Source organism: Petralouisia sp., assembly GCF_056822245.1.
In genome coordinates this window covers 1-18,284 of sequence record NZ_JBQIOP010000040.1, presented here as the reverse complement: position 1 = coordinate 18,284, position 18,284 = coordinate 1, and the positions used below count along the sequence as shown (strand labels likewise).

Genomic DNA, 18,284 nt, shown 5'->3' with positions numbered 1-18,284 from the left:
TTTCTATGGCTAAAATCTGTTTTGTATATTCTGCTGAATTATCTCACCATTATATGAAAGAAAATGGTAAAAATATCTACAATATTTCACTTGATTTTTAAAAAAGAAGGCAAAATAACATAAGAAAAAGTAAAAGTATATTATGTAATGAAAATTCCCTGCTCGCTATAATTAATCATGTACAAGAGACAGTACCAGCTAAAAAATCAGACAAAAGGAGGAGAAATGATGAAGAGCAGGAAATCGACAAAAATGCTGTTAAGCATTCTGCTAAGTGTTTCAATGGCTGCAGGCGGAATCATGCCTGCATTTGCGGCGCCGAAAGCAGATGATGAATCAGGCGGCCTGAATCCGCTGGTAGCAGTAATTGAAAAAGTGACAGAAGGAGATGAACTGAATCTGACAGAGGAGGGAACTCTGGATTGGGTACACATTGCAGGTTCAGAAATTAACAGGAAAAAAGATGTTTCGGAAACCATAAAGTTTGAGAATCTAACCGGAGAGGATATTCAGTTGGTGAATGATTCCCCGATGAAGTATACCTGGATAGACGGAACTGTGAAAGAATCACAGACATCGTTGTCCCACTCTGGAGCATTTATGTACAAAAAGGGAGACGATTCTTCTGTAGGACAGCCCATTGAGGGAAATACCTATAAGATATCTCTTCCGGCGGCAGAAGAAACCAGAATGCTGACCTTTGTTTCAGGAATTTGGCAGGCGACTACAACCTTCCGAATCTGCGTAAACGGAGAGACAGAGCCGGTTTATACCACAGAGTTAAAGGCTGAGGGAGAAGCGCAGGTGAGAAAATATACGCTGGTGATCCGTGAGCATAATTCTGTGGAAGTAACGGCGACATTTACGGAAAAAACCCATAAAGACGGAAATATGTCTCTTGGCGGAATTACATTAAAAAGTGCAGAGCCTTCTCCGATTTCAGTGAAGGTGAAAGAGGTCAGCACCCAGCCAACAATGAATTTAACAGAAATGGGTGATGAGGATTGGATGCATTTTGAAGGGGAAGACGGGACTATTGCGCGAAAAGCGGGGGTAGAACCAAAGATTACATATGAAAAGCTGAGCCAGGATAAAGTAGCTACAATGAATGATGCACCTATTAAGTATTCCTGGTCGGACGGAGTTTCTCCAGACAATGCAAAAAAAGACATTCGCAGCGGAGCTGTATTTATCTATAAAAGTGGAGACCAAGATTCAGTGAATAAGCCTATTGCAGAAGACGCTGGTTATAAAATGACAATTGCTCCGGCAGATTATGATCGTGAGTTGGTCTTTGTATCGGGCGTTTGGAATGCAGATGCAGAGATATATATTAATCTGGACGGCGAAAGCAAACCCATTTATGAAAATAAAGAACTTCAGGCAGGCGGCAATGTGATAAACAAGATTTATCAAGTGTCGATTGCAGAAGGAAAAGGCCTGACCGTCACAGGAAAGATTAAAAAGAAGAGCAATCCAGACGGAAACTTCAACCTTCAGGCGGCAACCCTGTCTAAGAATCAGACCTTGAATGACTATAAAACACAGCTGGAAGAAGTTCTTCGGCAGGCTAAAGATTTAAATTTAGGAGATTATGAAGAATTTTATGTAAATCAGTTAGAATCGGAAATTGCGTATGCAGAGTCTGTAATAAACGGCGGACAGGCAACAAACAGCGAATGCTATGTGGCATATTTGTTCTTGAATCAGGCTTATGAGAGCTGTCTTAAATCAAAGTTAGACGGCAAGTATATGTTTGAATCCAACAGAGGTCTGACATCTTCCTTTGGCTGGGAGGGAGACAAGCACGCGCCTATCGCTTACCTGGACGGCAGCTACCAGTTAAGGGACAATGGGAATACGATGGTTACCTTCGGAGTAATGGATATTCCGGGAAAAGTGAAGTGGTACAATGCAGAAGGATATCTGCCGTGCTTTATCAGTGAATATTCCAAAGACGGCATGGATTATAAAGTTGAAAACTTCGCAAACAAACATACCATCAACGAACAGGATTTTGAAATTGCATATTCCAGAATGACTGTAACAAACAACACAGAAACAGATCAGAGGCTTCCGGGCGTTTCCGGTCAGTTGGTTGCATTAAATGATGCTGCAAAAACGGCAAAGACAGTGGCAGCAGGGGCGACAGTAGTGAGAGACTATGCCATCGGCGCAGACAGATTCGGCGGAGACTATGATTATCCGGCAGCAGAAGCAATTGCAGCCCAGGGCGGATTTGACGATAACTATGCAGCAATGAAGGAATACTGGAATAACCGTCTTGCACCTTTAAGTACAATTGCAAGCCTGCCCAATGAAGACTTGATCAATGCTTATAAAGCAGGATATATCTATACCCTGATTATCCGGGACGATGTGGACGGAGAGAAGCAGCTCCATGTAGGAGAAAATGGATACGATGAGATGTTTGACCATGACACCATCGGTATTGTGGCTACCCTTTTGACTATGGGAGATTTCACCTATGCAAAAGAATATCTGGCAACCTTGCCGGCGCAGCTGCAGTATGATGACGCCAAGTGGAAATACAGCTGGCCTTATGCAGTATACCTTCAGAAAACCGATGATATTGCATTTATTGAATCACAGTTTGAAACAATTAAAACAAATACCCATAACGTGGATACTGACAGAGATATGGATGCCGGCGGCATTATCAAAAAGACAAATGCCATCGACTCCAACGGATACTGGCTGATTGACAACTGGTCTGCATTGGCAGGTCTTACCACTTACCAGTACTTGTGCGAACGTCTGAATGAACAGACTCCGGATGAGAAATATACCGCAGAGATTACCTGGGCAAAAGAATTGTACAGCGAATTACTGGAATGTGTAGAGACAAAACAGCGCCAGATGCGGGAAACTAACGATTATCCTTATCTTTCCATTGATATGAATGTTACCACAGAAAACAGTGCGAGAGGCGATGTGCGAGACGGCAACTGGGCGTCCATGTTCCTGTTCGGACGTTGGGCATGGGATGGATATCTCTTCGGCGCAGATCAGGAAAACAGCGAGATGATCGGCCTGCTTGACGATACATATCAGCATGGATTTGAGAGAAGAGAAGAAGTATCTGATACCATTTACAACTTTGGAGGATATCCCCACGGATATTATTCCAGCGCATATAATGCAGGCTACGGCAGCTCCGCCCTTCGGGGAGAGAGATACCGGGAAGCAGGCATCCGGGCCTATGAATTTATGATTGACAAGGCAATGAGCGGTCCTTTCGGATGGTGGGAAGGCGTGGATTATCCAGACGCCAATTCACCCTGGGATATTGAACATGCCAAAGGCGGCGGCGGTTCCTGTCAGCATATGTGGGGACAGTCCACAGCCACAAAAGTATTGTACGATGCATTAATTGCAGAAAAATTAGGGGAAAAAGTCATTGTTGGACGCGGAATTCCGAAAGAATGGACAGCAGAAGGACAGGCTCCGGTGGAAATTAAAGATTACACCGTAGAAGGCGCGAAAAAAGCCGGCTATAAGATGACCACAACCGGAAAACAGGTAGAAGTTGCATTTACAGGCGACACCCTGGAAGTTCCCTACAGCGTAGAGCTGATTTCCCTGAAAGACAATATCAGCAAAGTTGTGACAGACGGCAAAGAGCAGACAGACAATATCGATGCGGAAGCAGGAACCGTTCTGGTGCCGGCAGGAACTAAGAAAGTTGTTATCACCATGACAGAAGCTGTTGTGGAAACTGTAAATAAGAGCGCTCTGGAGCAGGCAGTTCAGGAAGCGGAAGCAATGGAGCTTTCCAAGTATACGGCAGACTCCGTGGACAGATTTAAGAAAGCCCTGGAATCCGCAAAAGCAGTTTTGGCAGATGAATCTGCAACACAGCAGCAGGTGGATGCAGCTCTGGATGCGTTGAAGAGCGCGAAAAACGGACTGGTTGAAAAGAACGATAATAATAACGATAACAACAACGATAACAATAACGATAACAACAACGATAACAATAACGATAACAACAATAACGGTAATAATAACAACAATAACAATAATAATAACAATAACAGTAATAATAACAATAACAACAGTAATAATACCAATAAGCAGGTGAAAGTGACGCAGATTAAACTGTCAGGAATTTCCAAAAAGATTGCCGCAGGCAAGAAAATCACCCTGAAGCTCACAGTTCTGCCTGCGAATGCAAGCAATAAGAAAGTAACCTGGACGACCAGCAATAAGAAATATGCTGCGGTAAGCTCCAAAGGCGTTGTAACCATGAAGAAGAAGGGCGCAGGGAAAACAGTTACCATCACAGCGAAGGCAAAAGACGGAAGCGGAAAGAAAGGCTCCATTAAGATTAAGATCATGAAAGGCGTTGTGAAGAAAGTGAAGCTGAAAGCTTCCGCAAAAACTGTAAAAGCAGGAAAGAAAGTAACCCTGAAAGCCACCGTTACTGCATCCAAGGGTGCAAACAAGATACTTTCTTACAGTGTCAGCAACAAGAAATATGCGTCCGTAAGTAAAAAAGGCGTGGTAACCACGAAAAAAGCAGGCCGCGGAAAGACTGTGACAGTAACCGCGAAAGCCACGGACGGAAGCAACAAAAAAGCATCTGTTAAGATAAAGATCAAGAAGTAAATAATATCAGGAATGGGGTTGTTGTAAAATAACTGATTATCAGTTATAGCGTGACAATCCCATTCTGTATCAACCGGGAGATGAAAAAGGGCGGATGCGCATGTCAGGTAAGGAGAAAAAGAGGGTGAAGCTGTATTCTGTTTCACTGAGAGATCAGCTTATGCTTCTGTTTGTGGGAGCAATGTTTGCAGGAATGACGCTGTTAGGGACAATTCTGTTTTTTAACCTGTATCAGAATGCGGAAAAAAGCATGTCTGATCATATAGACACTACGGTGTCTGCAATTACAAAATCTCTGGAGCAGTCTTTTCTGATTACAGAAAATCTTGTACTGGAATTAGCAGCCAGTGAGGGAGTCCGAAACTGGATGAGGGATGAAGCGTATTATAACAGAGAGAGTCAGGATTTTTATGTCCGAAAAGCAGACCTGAGCAGGGAAATGCAGCGGGTACTGGTTTACAGCAATGCCAAGAAATTAAATGTGATTGAATATGCGGTGATCTATGAGAATGGAGAGCCTCTGGAATATACTGACATCCAGGCAGTGGGAGAAACGGCGATTCTGTATGAGTCAAGGAAAGCCTATGAAGCTATTGCGCAGTATGAGGAAGAGTATGTGTATACTCAGCTCATCGCCGGGGCCAGGGATGTTATTTTCCATGTGCGGAGAGTGAAGTCAGATTTTACCGGGAATAACCATCTTGTAATTATGATTGCCACCAATGAAAGAAGTATCCGGGAGTGCTACAGTGATTTAAACACGGGGAATGGGAGCGCAGTATATCTTTTGAATCAGGAGCATCAGATTTTTTCATGCAGCCGGGTGGAGGAGATTGGGCAGTACCAGGAGGAACGGGCTTCCTGGGATGATAAAAATTTTTTGATTACACAAAAAACAATGAAGGAATTCGGAATGCAGTTTGTGTACTTTTTTCCGAGGAAAGCGTTGGCTGTGCAGGCAATTCGCGGACTTAAGCCCTATCTGGCGCTGGGCGTGGGGATTATTGCAGTCTGTGTGGCAATCGCCCTGGCGCTGGGCATTCGTTCCACCAGGTTTCTGGATGAATTTGTGTTTGCCTTAAACAGCGTACGGGGGAAAAATTATGATGTGCAGATCCGAAGGTATAAGAACAGGGAAATAGACCGGATGGGTGAGGCGTTTAACGAGATGACCAGAGAACTGAAAGAACTGGTACAGAATAAATATGAGTCTCAGCTTTTATTAAATGAAATGGAGATCCAGTTCCTGCAGCATCAGATGAATCCCCATTTTCTGTTTAATGTTCTTCTGACCATCCAGATTAAGGCAAAAAGGTGTAAAGATGAAACTGTGTATCAAATGGTATCCAGACTGTCATCCCTCCTGCGGGCAAGCATTTATACCAGGGATATCAACAAGATCACTGTGGGGGAAGAACTGGAATACGTGGAATTTTACCTGTATCTGCAGAAAATACGGTTTGAGGAGAAGATTTCCTATGTGATTACATTGGAGGATGAAGATATTAAAAAATGCATGATACCGAAGTTTGTGATAGAGCCTATTGTGGAAAATGCAGTAATACACGGCATTGAAACCATAGAGGTATTGGGGAAGATTCAAATTGACATAAAACGGGAGGAAGGCGACCTGGTGATTCAGGTCAGGGACAACGGAAGCGGATTTGATACCCGGCAGTATCAGATGGAACTGGAGGCCAGAGAGAAAGCCGGAATCGGGGAAGGACGGGAGAAAATCGGACTGAGAAATGTGGCGGTGCGAATCAGGCATATCTATGGGGAAGGCTACGGGGTGCGGATAGAAAGTGAGAAGAACAGAGGGACATTGATAGAAATCAGAGTGCCGGCGGAGGTGAAGCAGGAATGTACAATATAATAATCGCGGATGATGAGAAAAATATCCGGGAAGGAATTCTGGAACTGATAGCATGGGAAGAGATCGGATGCCGGGTGTGCGGGGCCATGCGCAACGGAGAGCAGGTTCTTAAATATCTGGAGGACGAAAATGAAGAAGAAATCCAGCTTGTAATTACGGATATCAAAATGCCGGTGATGGATGGGATTCAGCTTGCGGGGATATTGCACGACAGATATCCTGACGTCAGGGCAATTATACTGACAGCCTATAATGAGTTTGAATATGCGCAGCAGGCCATTAAATACGGGGTAGCGGATTTTGTAGTGAAAAATGAGTTTCTGTCCGAGCTGCCCAAATCGGTGGAGCGGGTGATGCAGCAGTGGGAGAAGCAAAAAGACAGCAGAACCGGGGACGGAGAAATTTCGTTTCAGAGAGGCGGATGGTGCCGGGTGTGCGCCTGTGAAATAAAACTGAAAAACATTGGAAAATACGGCAGATATGAAAAAAATGTGGAGCAGCTGGTGAAAAATGCGTTTCAGAAACAGAACGCAACTTATATGCATGTGGACAACGGTTTGTTTTTTGTAATTGTGGAGACGGAGGAAGAGGACGACACGGCTCAGGTCCGGAGGCATCTGGAGAAATTTGTGTCTTTGGCAGAATCTTTTCTGGAATTGTGCATCCGGGTGGGCTGCAGCAGCGTGGTGGAGAATAAAGACTGTATGACAGCCGGAAAGAAGCAGGCCATGCGGGCTTTGTCGAATGTATATTCCGATGAGCATCCGGTTATTGTCTATGAAAACGATGGGGAGGCGGTGCAGTATTGGCTTGACGACAGTGATATTGACGCTTATATGAGAAATCTCTACGGCGCCCTGAGAAATGGAGACAGCCAGGAGCAGGAACGGCTGGAGCAGGAGTTTTTTGAATATTTAAAGAAAGGGGAACGTTCCATAGAACAATGTAAATCGGACGTTCATGCCATTGTTTCCTATCTGCTCAGGAAAACCAGGAACGCCGGAAGCGCAGAGAAGATCTTTGTTCAGGAGAACATACTGGAAGCAGTATTCGGAAGCAGATCCAAGGCGGGATTATGGGATTGCGTAAAGGACACCTGCGCCTCTGCAGCCGCAATTTTTACAAAAAGCGATCTGGGCCAGAGCTTTCTGGTGGAAAATATCAATTATATTATTCAGCAGGACTACAAGGAAAAACTGAGCCTGAAATCCATCAGTCAGAAATTGTTTATGAACAGCAGCTATATCAGCAGAATCTACAAAAAGGAAACAGGCATGACGGTGACAGACGCCATCAATAAATACCGGATGGAAAAGGCAAAGGAAATACTGAGCACAAGAAAATACAAGGTTTATGAAGTGGGAGAGATGGTTGGAATTGAAGAACCTTCTTATTTTACCCATGTGTTTATGAAATATGAGGGGTATTCACCCTCAGAATATATGAACCGGATGGAGCGGAGATGAAAGGCATAGACTGCCGAAATAAGGAAGCCATGCAGAACAGAGAGAAAGGCATAGTCTGCCGAAATAAGGAAGCCATGCAGAGAAAAAGTAAAATTATTATAAGAGAGTAAAAATTTCTACAGGTTTTCAGAAGGGAACCGGCGGGAACAGTAAAATTATAGCAAGGGGAGGTCGGGATATCGGATGTCAATTTATGGGGAAAATAACTATAATCAAGGTATCAAAAGAAACAGAAACAGGAGGAAAAGATATGAAATTTAAAAAGTTAATGGCAGTGCTGCTGACAGGCTGTATGGTTTTTTCCCTGACGGCATGCGGCGGGAATGACAGCAAAGAAAAAACAGACAGCAATACCAATAAGGAGACCACCCAGGAGGCAGACCAGGACGAAAAAGACGCTCAGGAAGATTCTAAGGAAGAGGCTGACAGCGGCGAAGAGGTTGAGATTGATTATGCAACCTTTATGGTAGGTTCTCATCTGTCCGCCAAAGCAGAAGCAAAAGTAATTGAGGAATTTAACGAGAAATATGCAGGCAAGATAAAAGTAAACATTGAAGAGCTTCCAAGCGATTCCGCTTATGTGGATAAAATGAAAACACTGGCGGCTTCCAAAGACCTTCCGGACGTTGTTCTTGGAAAAGAAGGAATCCGTGAACTGGCAGTAAAAAACGGACAGGCAGTGGATTTGATTCCTCTTCTGGATGAAGATGCAGAATGGAAATCAGAAATTGGCGACGGAGCCATTGAGTACAACAAAGAGGGCGACGCCCTGTATTCCATCGCAAATGCAAAACAGGTGATCGGATATTTCTACAACAAAGAAATGTTTGACAAAGCAGGCGTGAAGCCGGCGGAAACCTGGGATGAATTCATGGAAAACAATGAGAAATTGTCTGCAGCAGGATATACGCCTCTTGCCATGATGACAGGAGAGAACTGCTGGACCACCAACCTCTGGCTTGCAGCTATGATCGGCACCAACGGCCAGGAAGGAAATGATTTCATGAATACATATCATCCGGAGTCTTATGAGAATGAATCTGTGATCAAAGGACTTGAGATGATTCAGAAATGCCTGCAGAGCTATACCACAAGCGACGCTATCGGCGCATTGTTTGCAAATTCAGCAAATAATTTCCTGCAGGAAAAAACGGCTATGATTGCCAACGGAACCTGGATGACGCCCGATTTCTCAGATCCGGAAAAAGCGGCAGAGGGCCTGGCAGACAAAGTAGGCGTTGCAGCATATCCGGAAAGCGGACTGATTGAACAGTATGAAATCGGCTATGTATTGTGCACCAACGGAGAAGATGAAGCAGTGCAGGAAGCAGCGTTGGAATTCCTGAAATTCAAGACCGGCAAACGGGCACAGGAAATTTTCCTGGAAGATAACGGCGCGCTTCCTCTGACAGACCTTGTAGCCCTTTCTGATGATTTTAAGGCGGCAAATCCTCTGATTGCAGAACTGGTGGAAGCCAGCAACTCCAACGAATGGGATTTTAACAACATTGACAATACTGCAGTGGCAAGCACCATAGAGGCGTTTTCTTCCTACTATCCGGAACTTGCGTCCGGCGGAATGGCTCCTTCTGACTTCGCTGCAAAACTGACCGAAGCAGCTGCAAAAACAAAATAAACGATCATAAGGGGCTGTCAGGAAGTGACTGGATTTCCGCAATATATACTGTGCTTTCTCAGGCAACAGACTATATATTGTGCGAGAGTTCACTTTCTGGCAGTCCTTTTTTGACAGGACTTTCCTTATTATGTGTCCAAGGGATGTTCTGCGTCCACAAGTTTATCAGTAGAAAGGAACGGTATCATATGACTAAAAAGAAAAGGTGGATTGTGACATTTCTGGCCCCGGGCCTGGCGCTGTTCACGTTTGTTTTTCTGATTTCCATGGTGCAGCTTTTCGTGACCTCTTTTACAGAATGGTCCATCGGGGCGCCGCCGGTATTTTCAGGATTAAAGAATTATATTTATCTTTTTACAGAGGATCAGGAGTTTCGGCAGAGCATTGTCAATACCTTAATCTGGATTGTGCTGCAGGCCACCATACATGTGAGCATCGGAACCACGCTAGCTCTGATTCTCAGAAGAAAACGCTGGTATACAAATTTTATGAGAGGAACCTTTATGATTCCCAATATTATTTCCAGCGCTGCGCTGGGTATGCTGTTTCTGTGCATTTTAAACCCTCAGTTCGGTATGGTAAACAGTATCATCCGGGCAGTTACCCAATCTGATTTTTCCCAGAACTGGTTTTTAAGCTCCAATACGGCATTTGCGGCGGTGACGCTGACCTGGCTGCCTTATGCGGGGCTGGTGACCATTCTTGTAATGGCGGAAATGGCCTCTGTATCGGAGGATATTTTTGAAGCGGCAAGAATGGACGGAGCCACGGATTTTCAGATTGACCTTAAAATTGTGCTTCCGATGATGCGCAATATTATCGGTACGGCCACCGTGCTTGCAGCCACAAGTATGCTGCAGAAGCTGGATATTATCATGATGACCACCAACGGAGGCCCTGCCGGAAAAACCATGAATATGCCCATGCATCTGTATCAGACGGCCCTGACGGATAACAATTACGGTCTTGCCAATGCAGAAGGAGTGGTGCTGATTGTACTGGGCCTGTTTGTGGTAGGGCTGATCCGGGGCGTATACCGGATGGATAAGTAAGGAGGAAAAAGATGAAACATGTACGTAAAATACTGGCGGGGATTTTTCTTTTATTTATTGTAATCATTTCCATTGTTCCGTTTCTGTGGGTGCTTTCCTCCTCTTTTAAGAGCAATGCAGAGATTATGTCCTCTGTGGCGGGATATCCCAACGGGCTGAATTTTCAGAATTACGTTAAGGCTTTTGAGATTGCGCCGTTGGTTGGATTTTATAAAAACAGCATTTTTGTGGCCATTGTGTCCACCATATTGAATCTGCTGGCTCTCAGCATGGCGGCTTATGTGCTGGTGCGCTGCAATTTCCGTTTCAAAGGAGTGCTTACGCTGTTGTTTTCGGCTGCACTGGTGATTCCGGGGGCGGCTTTGCTGCAGCCTTTGTATCAGACCATGAATGCGGCCCATCTGTATAACAAGCTGTGGGGGCTGATTATTGTTTACACGGCCCTTGGAATGCCTACCACGCTGTACATAATGATGAGTTATTATAAGACCATTTCCCCGACGCTGGAAGAGGCGGCGTATATTGACGGAGCCGGGTTTTTCCGGACATTTGTACAGATTATTTTACCATTGACAAAGCCGGCTTTTGCAACGGCAGGGGTACTGCAGTTTTTGCTTTGCTGGAATGAATTTCAGTTTGCGCTGACATTGACTACCGGAGTGGAGAAACGTACGCTTCCCATTGCGCTGTACTATTTTAAGAGCTCGTTTGCCAGCGATTACGGAGCTATGTTTGCCGCTACAGTGCTTGTGACCATTCCCAGCATCGCAGTATATCTGCTGATGCAGAAGCAGGTAATTTCAGGACTTGCAGCAGGTTCTGTGAAGGAGTAAGAAAGGAGTCGGAACATGATATATCAAGCAGTTATTTTTGATTTGGACGGGGTGATTTGCTCTACCGATCAATATCATTATCTGGCCTGGAAAGAAATTGCGGATGATGAAGGAATTTATTTTGACGAGCAGATCAACAACCGCCTGCGGGGCGTCAGCCGGATGGAAAGCCTTGAGATTATTCTGGAAAAGGCTTCCAGAACTTATGCGGAGGATGAGAAGTCTGCCCTGGCGGAAAAAAAGAACCAGATTTACCGGAAACTTTTGGAGCGGATGACGCCTGCCGAGCTTTCGGAGGATGTGGCGGGAACGCTGAAGGAGCTGAAAAAGAGAGGCGTAAAGATTGCCATCGGCTCTTCCAGTAAAAACACGCCGGTTATTTTAAAGCAGATTGGCTTGAGCGGCAGTTTTGACGCCGTCAGCGACGGAAACAACATTACAAAATCCAAGCCGGACCCGGAGGTGTTCTTAACGGCTGCCGGGATGCTCAAAGAAGATGCAAAAAGCTGCCTGGTGGTGGAGGACGCACAGGCAGGCGTTGCGGCGGCAAAAGCAGGCGGATTTGACTGCGCGGGAATAGGAGAAGCCTCGGAAGATGCAGCGATTACATATTCCATTCGTAAAATCAGCGATTTGTTGGAGATTCTAAAATAGAAGGAGGAATATGCAGTGGCATTAGATTACAGCAGAGCCGGGGACTGGATTTTAAGAGAGGACAGCTTTGATCCGGAGCATCTGGGGAAATGCGAAGCAGTGATGTGCCTTGGAAACGGTTATCTGGGGCTTCGCAGCGCAATGGAAGAGAAATATCTGAATGAGACAAGGGATCTTTTGATTAATGGAACTTTTAATCAGTTTGATCCGTCTGCGGTGACAGAACTGCCCAATGCCGCCGATATGACGGCCATTGAACTTATCGTAAATCAGGAACGGTTTACGTTAGAACAGGGAAGCATAGATTTCTACAGCAGGGAACTGAATATCCGAAAGGCGGAATTGAAGCGGGAGGCAGTCTGGATTTCTCCCAAAGGAGAGCAGTTCAGTCTGACTTTTCGGCGGGTGGTGTCCTTAGACAGGCTTCATGATTTTGCAATTCAGGTGCAGATTACGCCCTTGTCAAATGATGCGGAGATTGAGATAAAATCCGGAATTGACGGCCGGGTGACCAATACCGGCGCACAGCATTTTACGGAAGGAGATATGCGTTTATACGAGGGAAAGCATATCCAGTATGTGCAAAAAACCACCCAGTCCGGAATCACCTTTGCCCTGAATACCGCCCACAGATTTTGGACGGAGGATGAGGAGCTGGAGCTTTCGGCCCAGCTTCATATGGAGGTTCGCAAAATTTACGGAATATACCGTACCAGGGTGAAAAAGGGCGAGACGTTAAAAATAGAAAAATATTGTAATGTATATACAACCAGGGATTTGGAACTGCAGGGAAAAACCGTGAAGGAAATGCAGGCGTTTTCTCTGGAAAAGCTGAAGGAGCAGAAGGCCTTTGGCTATGCGAAACTGGCAGCGGATACAGAAGCGGAATGGAACAGGCAGGTGTGGGAGCGGGTCCCCATCAAAATAGAAGGAAATGCATACGATGATTTTGCCGTGCATTTTGCCCAGTATCATATGCGTCTGATGGTTCCGGCCCATGACAACCGGATGAATATCGGCGCAAAGGGGCTGACGGGAGAAGGATACCGGGGGCACTGCTTCTGGGATACGGAAATTTTTCTGCTTCCCTATTATGCCTTTACGCAGCCTGAGACGGCCCGGAAACTGGAAGAGTACCGCTATCTGACTCTGCCCGGAGCCCATAAAAAGGCGGCGGACAATGGATACCAGGGCGCCATGTTCCCCTGGGAATCCGCATGGATGGACGATGGGGAGGTAACCCCGGAATTCCAGAATGCGGATATTGTGACCGGCCTTCTGATTAAAGTGTGGTCCGGGTTTATTGAACAGCATATCACGGCAGACGTGGCTTTTGGCGTGTGGCAGTATGCTTCAATTACCGGGGATCAGGACTTTATGGATCGGTACGGCTATGAACTGATTCTGGATACGGCCCGGTTCTGGGCGTCCCGCCTGGAGGAGAAAAACAGGCAGATTCACGAAAGGGTAAATGAACAGGGAATCACAGAATTTACAGAAACGGTGACAAAAGACGGTTTCCTCCATATCTGCGACGTGGTAGGGCCGGATGAATATAAAGAACATAAGACAGACAATGCCTTTACCAATTATCTTGCGGCATGGAATATCAGAAAAGCCATTGCCTGCTGCCAATTGCTGAAGGTGGAAAAGCCAAAATTATACCAGACATTGAATGAGAAGCTGGAACTGGAACACTGGTATCAGGAGTGGATACAGAAAGTGGATCGAATATTCCTGCCGGCGCCCAATGAAAAGGGCATACTGCCCCAGGATTCCACATACCTGAATCTGCAGGAAATTGATTTGTCAAAATACAAGGCCCAGGATTTTGTAGGCGGTATTTTCCATGATTATAACCAGACCCAGATCAATCAGCTTCAGGTGTCAAAACAGGCGGATGTGCTTGCGCTGTTCTTTTTATTAGAAGATCTCTTTCCCCGTGAGGTGAAAACTGCCACATGGGATTATTATTCCGAAAGGACCATACATGATTCTTCGCTATCACTCTGCACTCATGCAGTGCTTGCGGCGGATATGAGAGAACTGGAAGAAGCCTACCGGCTCTTTGAGAAATCCACAGAAATTGATCTGGGGCCGGTAATGACAACCTCTGACGCAGGTATCCATGCGGCATCCTTCGGGGGTATCTGGCAGGGAGCGATCTATGGCTTTGGAGGATTGCGCACGTTAGACGGCAGGCTGAGAATTGATCCATGCCTGCCGGATGCGTGGGAAAAACTTACTTACGAGATTATCTGGCAGGGCCAGAGATTAGAGGTCAGCGTCACCCGCGGCAATGTCAGGGTGAAGAATCTGACGAAAACAAAAATTGTAGAGCTAAAACTGTGCAAAAAGACGGTTCAGCTTGAGGAAGAGGTGACGGCGGAACTTTAAAAATACAGATTTCTTCTTGACTGTACAGGCACTGGATGGTATATAATGTCAGAAAACATTCAGGAGGAAAAAGATGTATTCAGATTATAAAAGAAAAGGGATTACCCTCTTAAAAAAGGGGCAGAAAGGAATCGTTCACGCTTTATTCAGCCGTTTCGGGCTGATCCTGCTGCTGTTTCTGGTTCAGGTATTGCTCCTGTTCAGCATCTTTCAGTGGTTCGAGGAATTTCTGCCCCATATTTTAGGCGGAACAGCGCTGTTTACCTTTGTCATGGTGATTTATCTTCTCAACAGCAGGATGAATCCCACGGCAAAAATCACCTGGCTGATTGTGATTGCGCTGCTGCCGGTGTTCGGCGTGCTGCTGCTGTTATATACCCAGAGCAATGTGGGAAACCGGGCGTTGCGCAGCCGGGTGAATCAGATGCTCGGCGATACCAGGGAATTGATTCCCCAGTCCCGGCAGATCATGAATGGCAGATGAATACATCAATCAAAAGGAAAAATTCGGCCACTGGAAGGACACGGCTGTGATGTTAAAGGGTGCGGCGGTACAGAGCTTTACCCTGATGTTTCTGCAGATGTGGGGGATTGACCAGCGGGAGACAGAGTATGGAAAGTTCCTTTCTGCCATTCCTGCCCTGGAGGAGAAAAAGGGATATGTCATTCCTTACGGAGATTGCCCTCTGGATCAGGACAAACTGGGAGAGCGGGTTTATATGGATATTCTGAACCGTTCCCAGAAATATGTGCATATTATGACCCCCTATCTGATTCTGGACGGAGAACTGGAAACAGCCATGAAATTTGCAGCGGAGCGGGGGACGGAAGTAGTTTTGATTCTGCCGGGAATTCCGGATAAATTCATTCCTTATGCGCTGGCCAAAACCCACTATGCGTCCTTACTGGAATCCGGGGTGAAAATCTATGAATATACCCCTGGATTTGTACATGCCAAGGTATTTGTCAGCGATGACAGGGAAGCGGTGGTGGGCACCATCAATCTGGATTACCGCAGCCTCTACCATCATTTTGAATGCGCCACATACCTGTACGGCACAGACTGCATTGCTGAGATAGAGGCGGACATGCAGGCCACTCTGAAAAAATGCAGGCAGGTGACGATGGAAACAGTACGCAGGGAGAAGTTAAAGATGAAGATTACTGGGAGTCTGATGAAGGCGGTTGCCCCTCTGATGTGATGTTTTTCCAGTTTGAGAAAATTTTAACAATTTTATAAAATTTTAACTGTCGGTATGCGGAAGGTTATGTTATAATGTAAATCATAAAAGACAGGTTGCTTTCAGTGACAGGTCAGCCTGCCTGAACTGTTGCTGATTTTATTTTATACAAAGAAAAGGAGAAGAAGAACATGGCAAGATTTACATTACCAAGAGATTTGTATCACGGAAAGGGGTGTCTGGAAGAACTTAAGAATTTAAAGGGGAAAAAGGCAATTCTTGTAGTAGGCGGCGGCTCCATGAAGCGTCAGGGATTTCTGGACAAGGCAGTGAATTACCTGAAGGAAGCAGGCATGGAAGTGGAACTGTTTGAAGGCGTAGAGCCAGATCCTTCTGTGGAAACTGTCATGAAGGGCGCAGAAGCAATGCGCAAATTTGAGCCTGACTGGATTGTATCTATGGGCGGCGGCTCACCCATTGACGCTGCCAAAGCTATGTGGGCATTTTATGAGTATCCAGAGACAACCTTTGAGGATTTGTGCATCCCGTTTAATTTCCCGGTGCTGAGACAGAAAGCTAAATTCTGCGCGATCCCATCCACCTCGGGAACAGCGACAGAAGTGACCGCATTCTCTGTTATTACCAATTATCAGACAGGCGTGAAGTATCCCCTGGCTGACTTTAATATTACCCCTGACGTTGCAATTGTAGATCCGGAACTGGTAGAGGGACTTCCGGTAAAACAGGTTGCTTATACCGGAATGGACGCGCTGACCCATGCCATTGAAGCATATGTTTCTACTATGAACTGTTCCTTCACTGATCCGCTTGCACTGCAGGCCATTGAGATGGTTCTGGATTATCTGCCGGCATCTTACAACTGCGATATGACAGCAAGAGAGCAGATGCATTATGCACAGTGTCTTGCCGGAATGGCATTTTCCAATGCGCTTTTGGGAATTGTACACTCTATGGCTCATAAGACAGGCGCAGCATTCTCCACCGGCCATATTCCTCATGGATGCGCAAATGCAATCTATCTGCCCTATGTCATCAAGTACAATGCCAAAGATCCGGTTGCTGCAAAACGCTACGCAGAAATCGCACGGAGAATGGGCCTGGAGGGAACTTCTGAGAAAGCTCTGATTAATAGTCTTTGCGCTAAGATTGACGATTTCAATGTAAGGCTTAACATTCCAAAGACCCTGAAAGAATTCGGAATCAAGGAAGAGGAATTCAAAGAAAAGATTTCCGGCATTGCAGAACGGGCGGTAGGCGATGCATGTACCGGTTCTAATCCGAGAGAGATTGATCCTGCTACAATGGAGAAATTATTCACCTGTACATATTATGGAACAGAAGTTGATTTCTGATGATGCGGTAAATTTTCTGTTTATTAGAGATATGCTGTCCATGATGGAATAGTGAGAAAATGGGCTGTCCATGAAAGAACCGGACAGAATTCTGGGGAACCTTCCAAAAGGAAGGTTCCCCGAAGTTTTGCCTCTCAATAATAGTTTGTTTTGCCGCTTGAAACAGGATAGCCTGCGGCTATACCTCTGTGCGGATTTTCTGCACGTTACCATACTGTCTGCAATTCGTTTTCTAACTCAAGCACTTGTTCAAGGGCAAGGCCTGTATACATTGCAATCTCCTCGGAAGTCAATTTATTGGCTTCTATCATTTTTATTGCTACTGAGATTGCTCTTTTTCTGTCCCCTTCATTAAATCCTTGCTCGTATTTTTCTTGATACTGCATTTGCAATGTCATATAATCCAACCTCCATTTCTCATTGTTTCTGACAGATTGCACTGCTTTGTCTAACTCTCTGGTATAATCATCTTCAGGTTCTTTACCATCAATAAAATCAAGCAATCTTTTCAATTCTGGTGAGATGTCATCCAATGTGCCTTTGGTATTCAAAATAATCTTTGTTGTATCATCGCCCAAGCCCAGTTTTGTATTTTGAACGCAGCGGTTCTCAAAGGTATAAATATGACGATTTTGGCCAAATAAATCAAACGTACATACAAATATAACAAAACTGCGTTTCAAATCTTTATAGTTATCTCCCTTTTCCAGGAGATTCAAGTCTATCATTCCTTGATAGTATCTGGTTCTTTTTGGGAGATTTCTATTTTCTGTGGTTTGCATTTCGATGTTGTATATTGTTTCTTTTCCATCTTCAACATAGATATCCAAACGTACGCTTTTGGCATCCGCAGAAATATCTATTGTCTCCTGCGATTTCGGATATTCAATACGGGATATTTTTATTCCAAGTATACGTTCTAAAAATGGCTTGCAGAATTTTGGATTTCTCATGATAACGCTGAACATGAAATCATCCTTTATTTGCAGTTCCTCAAAAGCTTTTTCCATAGTTAACCCTCATTATGCTCAGCCTGCCGTCTGTCGGGCCGCATGGCCATCCATGCTATGGAAGCCAGGGGCTTTCATAGTAATCTCCATTCCGCCGCCAAGTCGGCGGCACAAATAGTAATGAAAGTCTTCCAATCCTCTACGTTGCTGATAAAATAGTTTGTTAAGAAGCTA

The 18,284-nt window shown here is 45.2% G+C and carries 12 protein-coding genes and 2 pseudogenes; 13 read left to right on the top strand and 1 reads right to left on the bottom strand.

The features are described from left to right. Window positions 1–177 precede the first annotated feature (177 nt). The 13 genes and pseudogenes from ACTO17_RS14660 to ACTO17_RS14600 all read left to right on the top strand — a co-directional run. Window positions 178–3,921, top strand: a pseudogene (locus ACTO17_RS14660) (FIVAR domain-containing protein); the annotation flags it as partial. A 28-nt stretch (window positions 3,922–3,949) separates the two neighbouring features. Beyond that, window positions 3,950–4,015: pseudogene (locus ACTO17_RS14655) on the top strand (hypothetical protein); the annotation flags it as partial. Between the two features lie 86 nt (window positions 4,016–4,101). Then, the gene (locus ACTO17_RS14650) at window positions 4,102–4,632 is read left to right on the top strand and encodes an Ig-like domain-containing protein (RefSeq protein ID WP_482558458.1); all 531 of its coding nucleotides are present in this window, start codon (window positions 4,102–4,104) and stop codon (window positions 4,630–4,632) included. A gap of 100 nt (window positions 4,633–4,732) precedes the next feature. Beyond that, window positions 4,733–6,508 carry a sensor histidine kinase gene (locus ACTO17_RS14645; RefSeq protein WP_482558451.1) on the top strand — a complete coding sequence of 592 codons (1,776 nt, stop codon included), beginning with the start codon at window positions 4,733–4,735 and terminating at the stop codon, window positions 6,506–6,508. Continuing rightward, a complete protein-coding gene (locus tag ACTO17_RS14640) occupies window positions 6,496–7,974 on the top strand; it encodes a response regulator transcription factor (protein WP_482558450.1) in 1,479 nt (492 codons plus the stop codon). The genes ACTO17_RS14645 and ACTO17_RS14640 overlap by 13 nt, the downstream gene beginning before the upstream one ends. Before the next feature lie 250 nt (window positions 7,975–8,224). After that, the gene (locus ACTO17_RS14635) at window positions 8,225–9,610 is read left to right on the top strand and encodes an ABC transporter substrate-binding protein (RefSeq protein WP_172537642.1); all 1,386 of its coding nucleotides are present in this window, start codon (window positions 8,225–8,227) and stop codon (window positions 9,608–9,610) included. Between the two features lie 188 nt (window positions 9,611–9,798). After that, the gene (locus ACTO17_RS14630; protein WP_172537643.1) at window positions 9,799–10,662 is read left to right on the top strand and encodes a carbohydrate ABC transporter permease; all 864 of its coding nucleotides are present in this window, start codon (window positions 9,799–9,801) and stop codon (window positions 10,660–10,662) included. Window positions 10,663–10,673: 11 nt separating this feature from the next. Beyond that, entirely contained in the window at window positions 10,674–11,495 is an 822-nt protein-coding gene (locus ACTO17_RS14625; RefSeq protein WP_172537644.1) for a carbohydrate ABC transporter permease, read from the top strand. Window positions 11,496–11,510: 15 nt separating this feature from the next. Then, window positions 11,511–12,149: a beta-phosphoglucomutase gene (pgmB, locus tag ACTO17_RS14620; RefSeq protein WP_172537645.1), complete on the top strand. Its 639-nt coding sequence runs from the start codon at window positions 11,511–11,513 to the stop codon at window positions 12,147–12,149. Window positions 12,150–12,164: 15 nt separating this feature from the next. Further along, entirely contained in the window at window positions 12,165–14,546 is a 2,382-nt protein-coding gene (locus ACTO17_RS14615) for a glycoside hydrolase family 65 protein (RefSeq protein ID WP_482558449.1), read from the top strand. A 73-nt stretch (window positions 14,547–14,619) separates the two neighbouring features. After that, a complete protein-coding gene (locus ACTO17_RS14610) occupies window positions 14,620–15,030 on the top strand; it encodes a PLD nuclease N-terminal domain-containing protein (protein ID WP_482558448.1) in 411 nt (136 codons plus the stop codon). Next, window positions 15,020–15,748: a phospholipase D-like domain-containing protein gene (locus tag ACTO17_RS14605; protein ID WP_482558447.1), complete on the top strand. Its 729-nt coding sequence runs from the start codon at window positions 15,020–15,022 to the stop codon at window positions 15,746–15,748. Before ACTO17_RS14610 ends, ACTO17_RS14605 begins: the two co-directional genes overlap by 11 nt. A gap of 170 nt (window positions 15,749–15,918) precedes the next feature. Then, window positions 15,919–17,100 (top strand): iron-containing alcohol dehydrogenase, encoded by a 1,182-nt coding sequence (locus ACTO17_RS14600; protein ID WP_482558446.1) that lies wholly within the window; start codon window positions 15,919–15,921, stop codon window positions 17,098–17,100. A 206-nt stretch (window positions 17,101–17,306) separates the two neighbouring features. On the opposite strand, the gene ACTO17_RS14595 is transcribed toward ACTO17_RS14600, so the two are convergent. Next, window positions 17,307–18,110, bottom strand: coding sequence for an Rpn family recombination-promoting nuclease/putative transposase (locus ACTO17_RS14595; protein WP_482558445.1), 804 nt, complete (start codon window positions 18,108–18,110; stop codon window positions 17,307–17,309). Window positions 18,111–18,284: the final 174 nt, after the last annotated feature.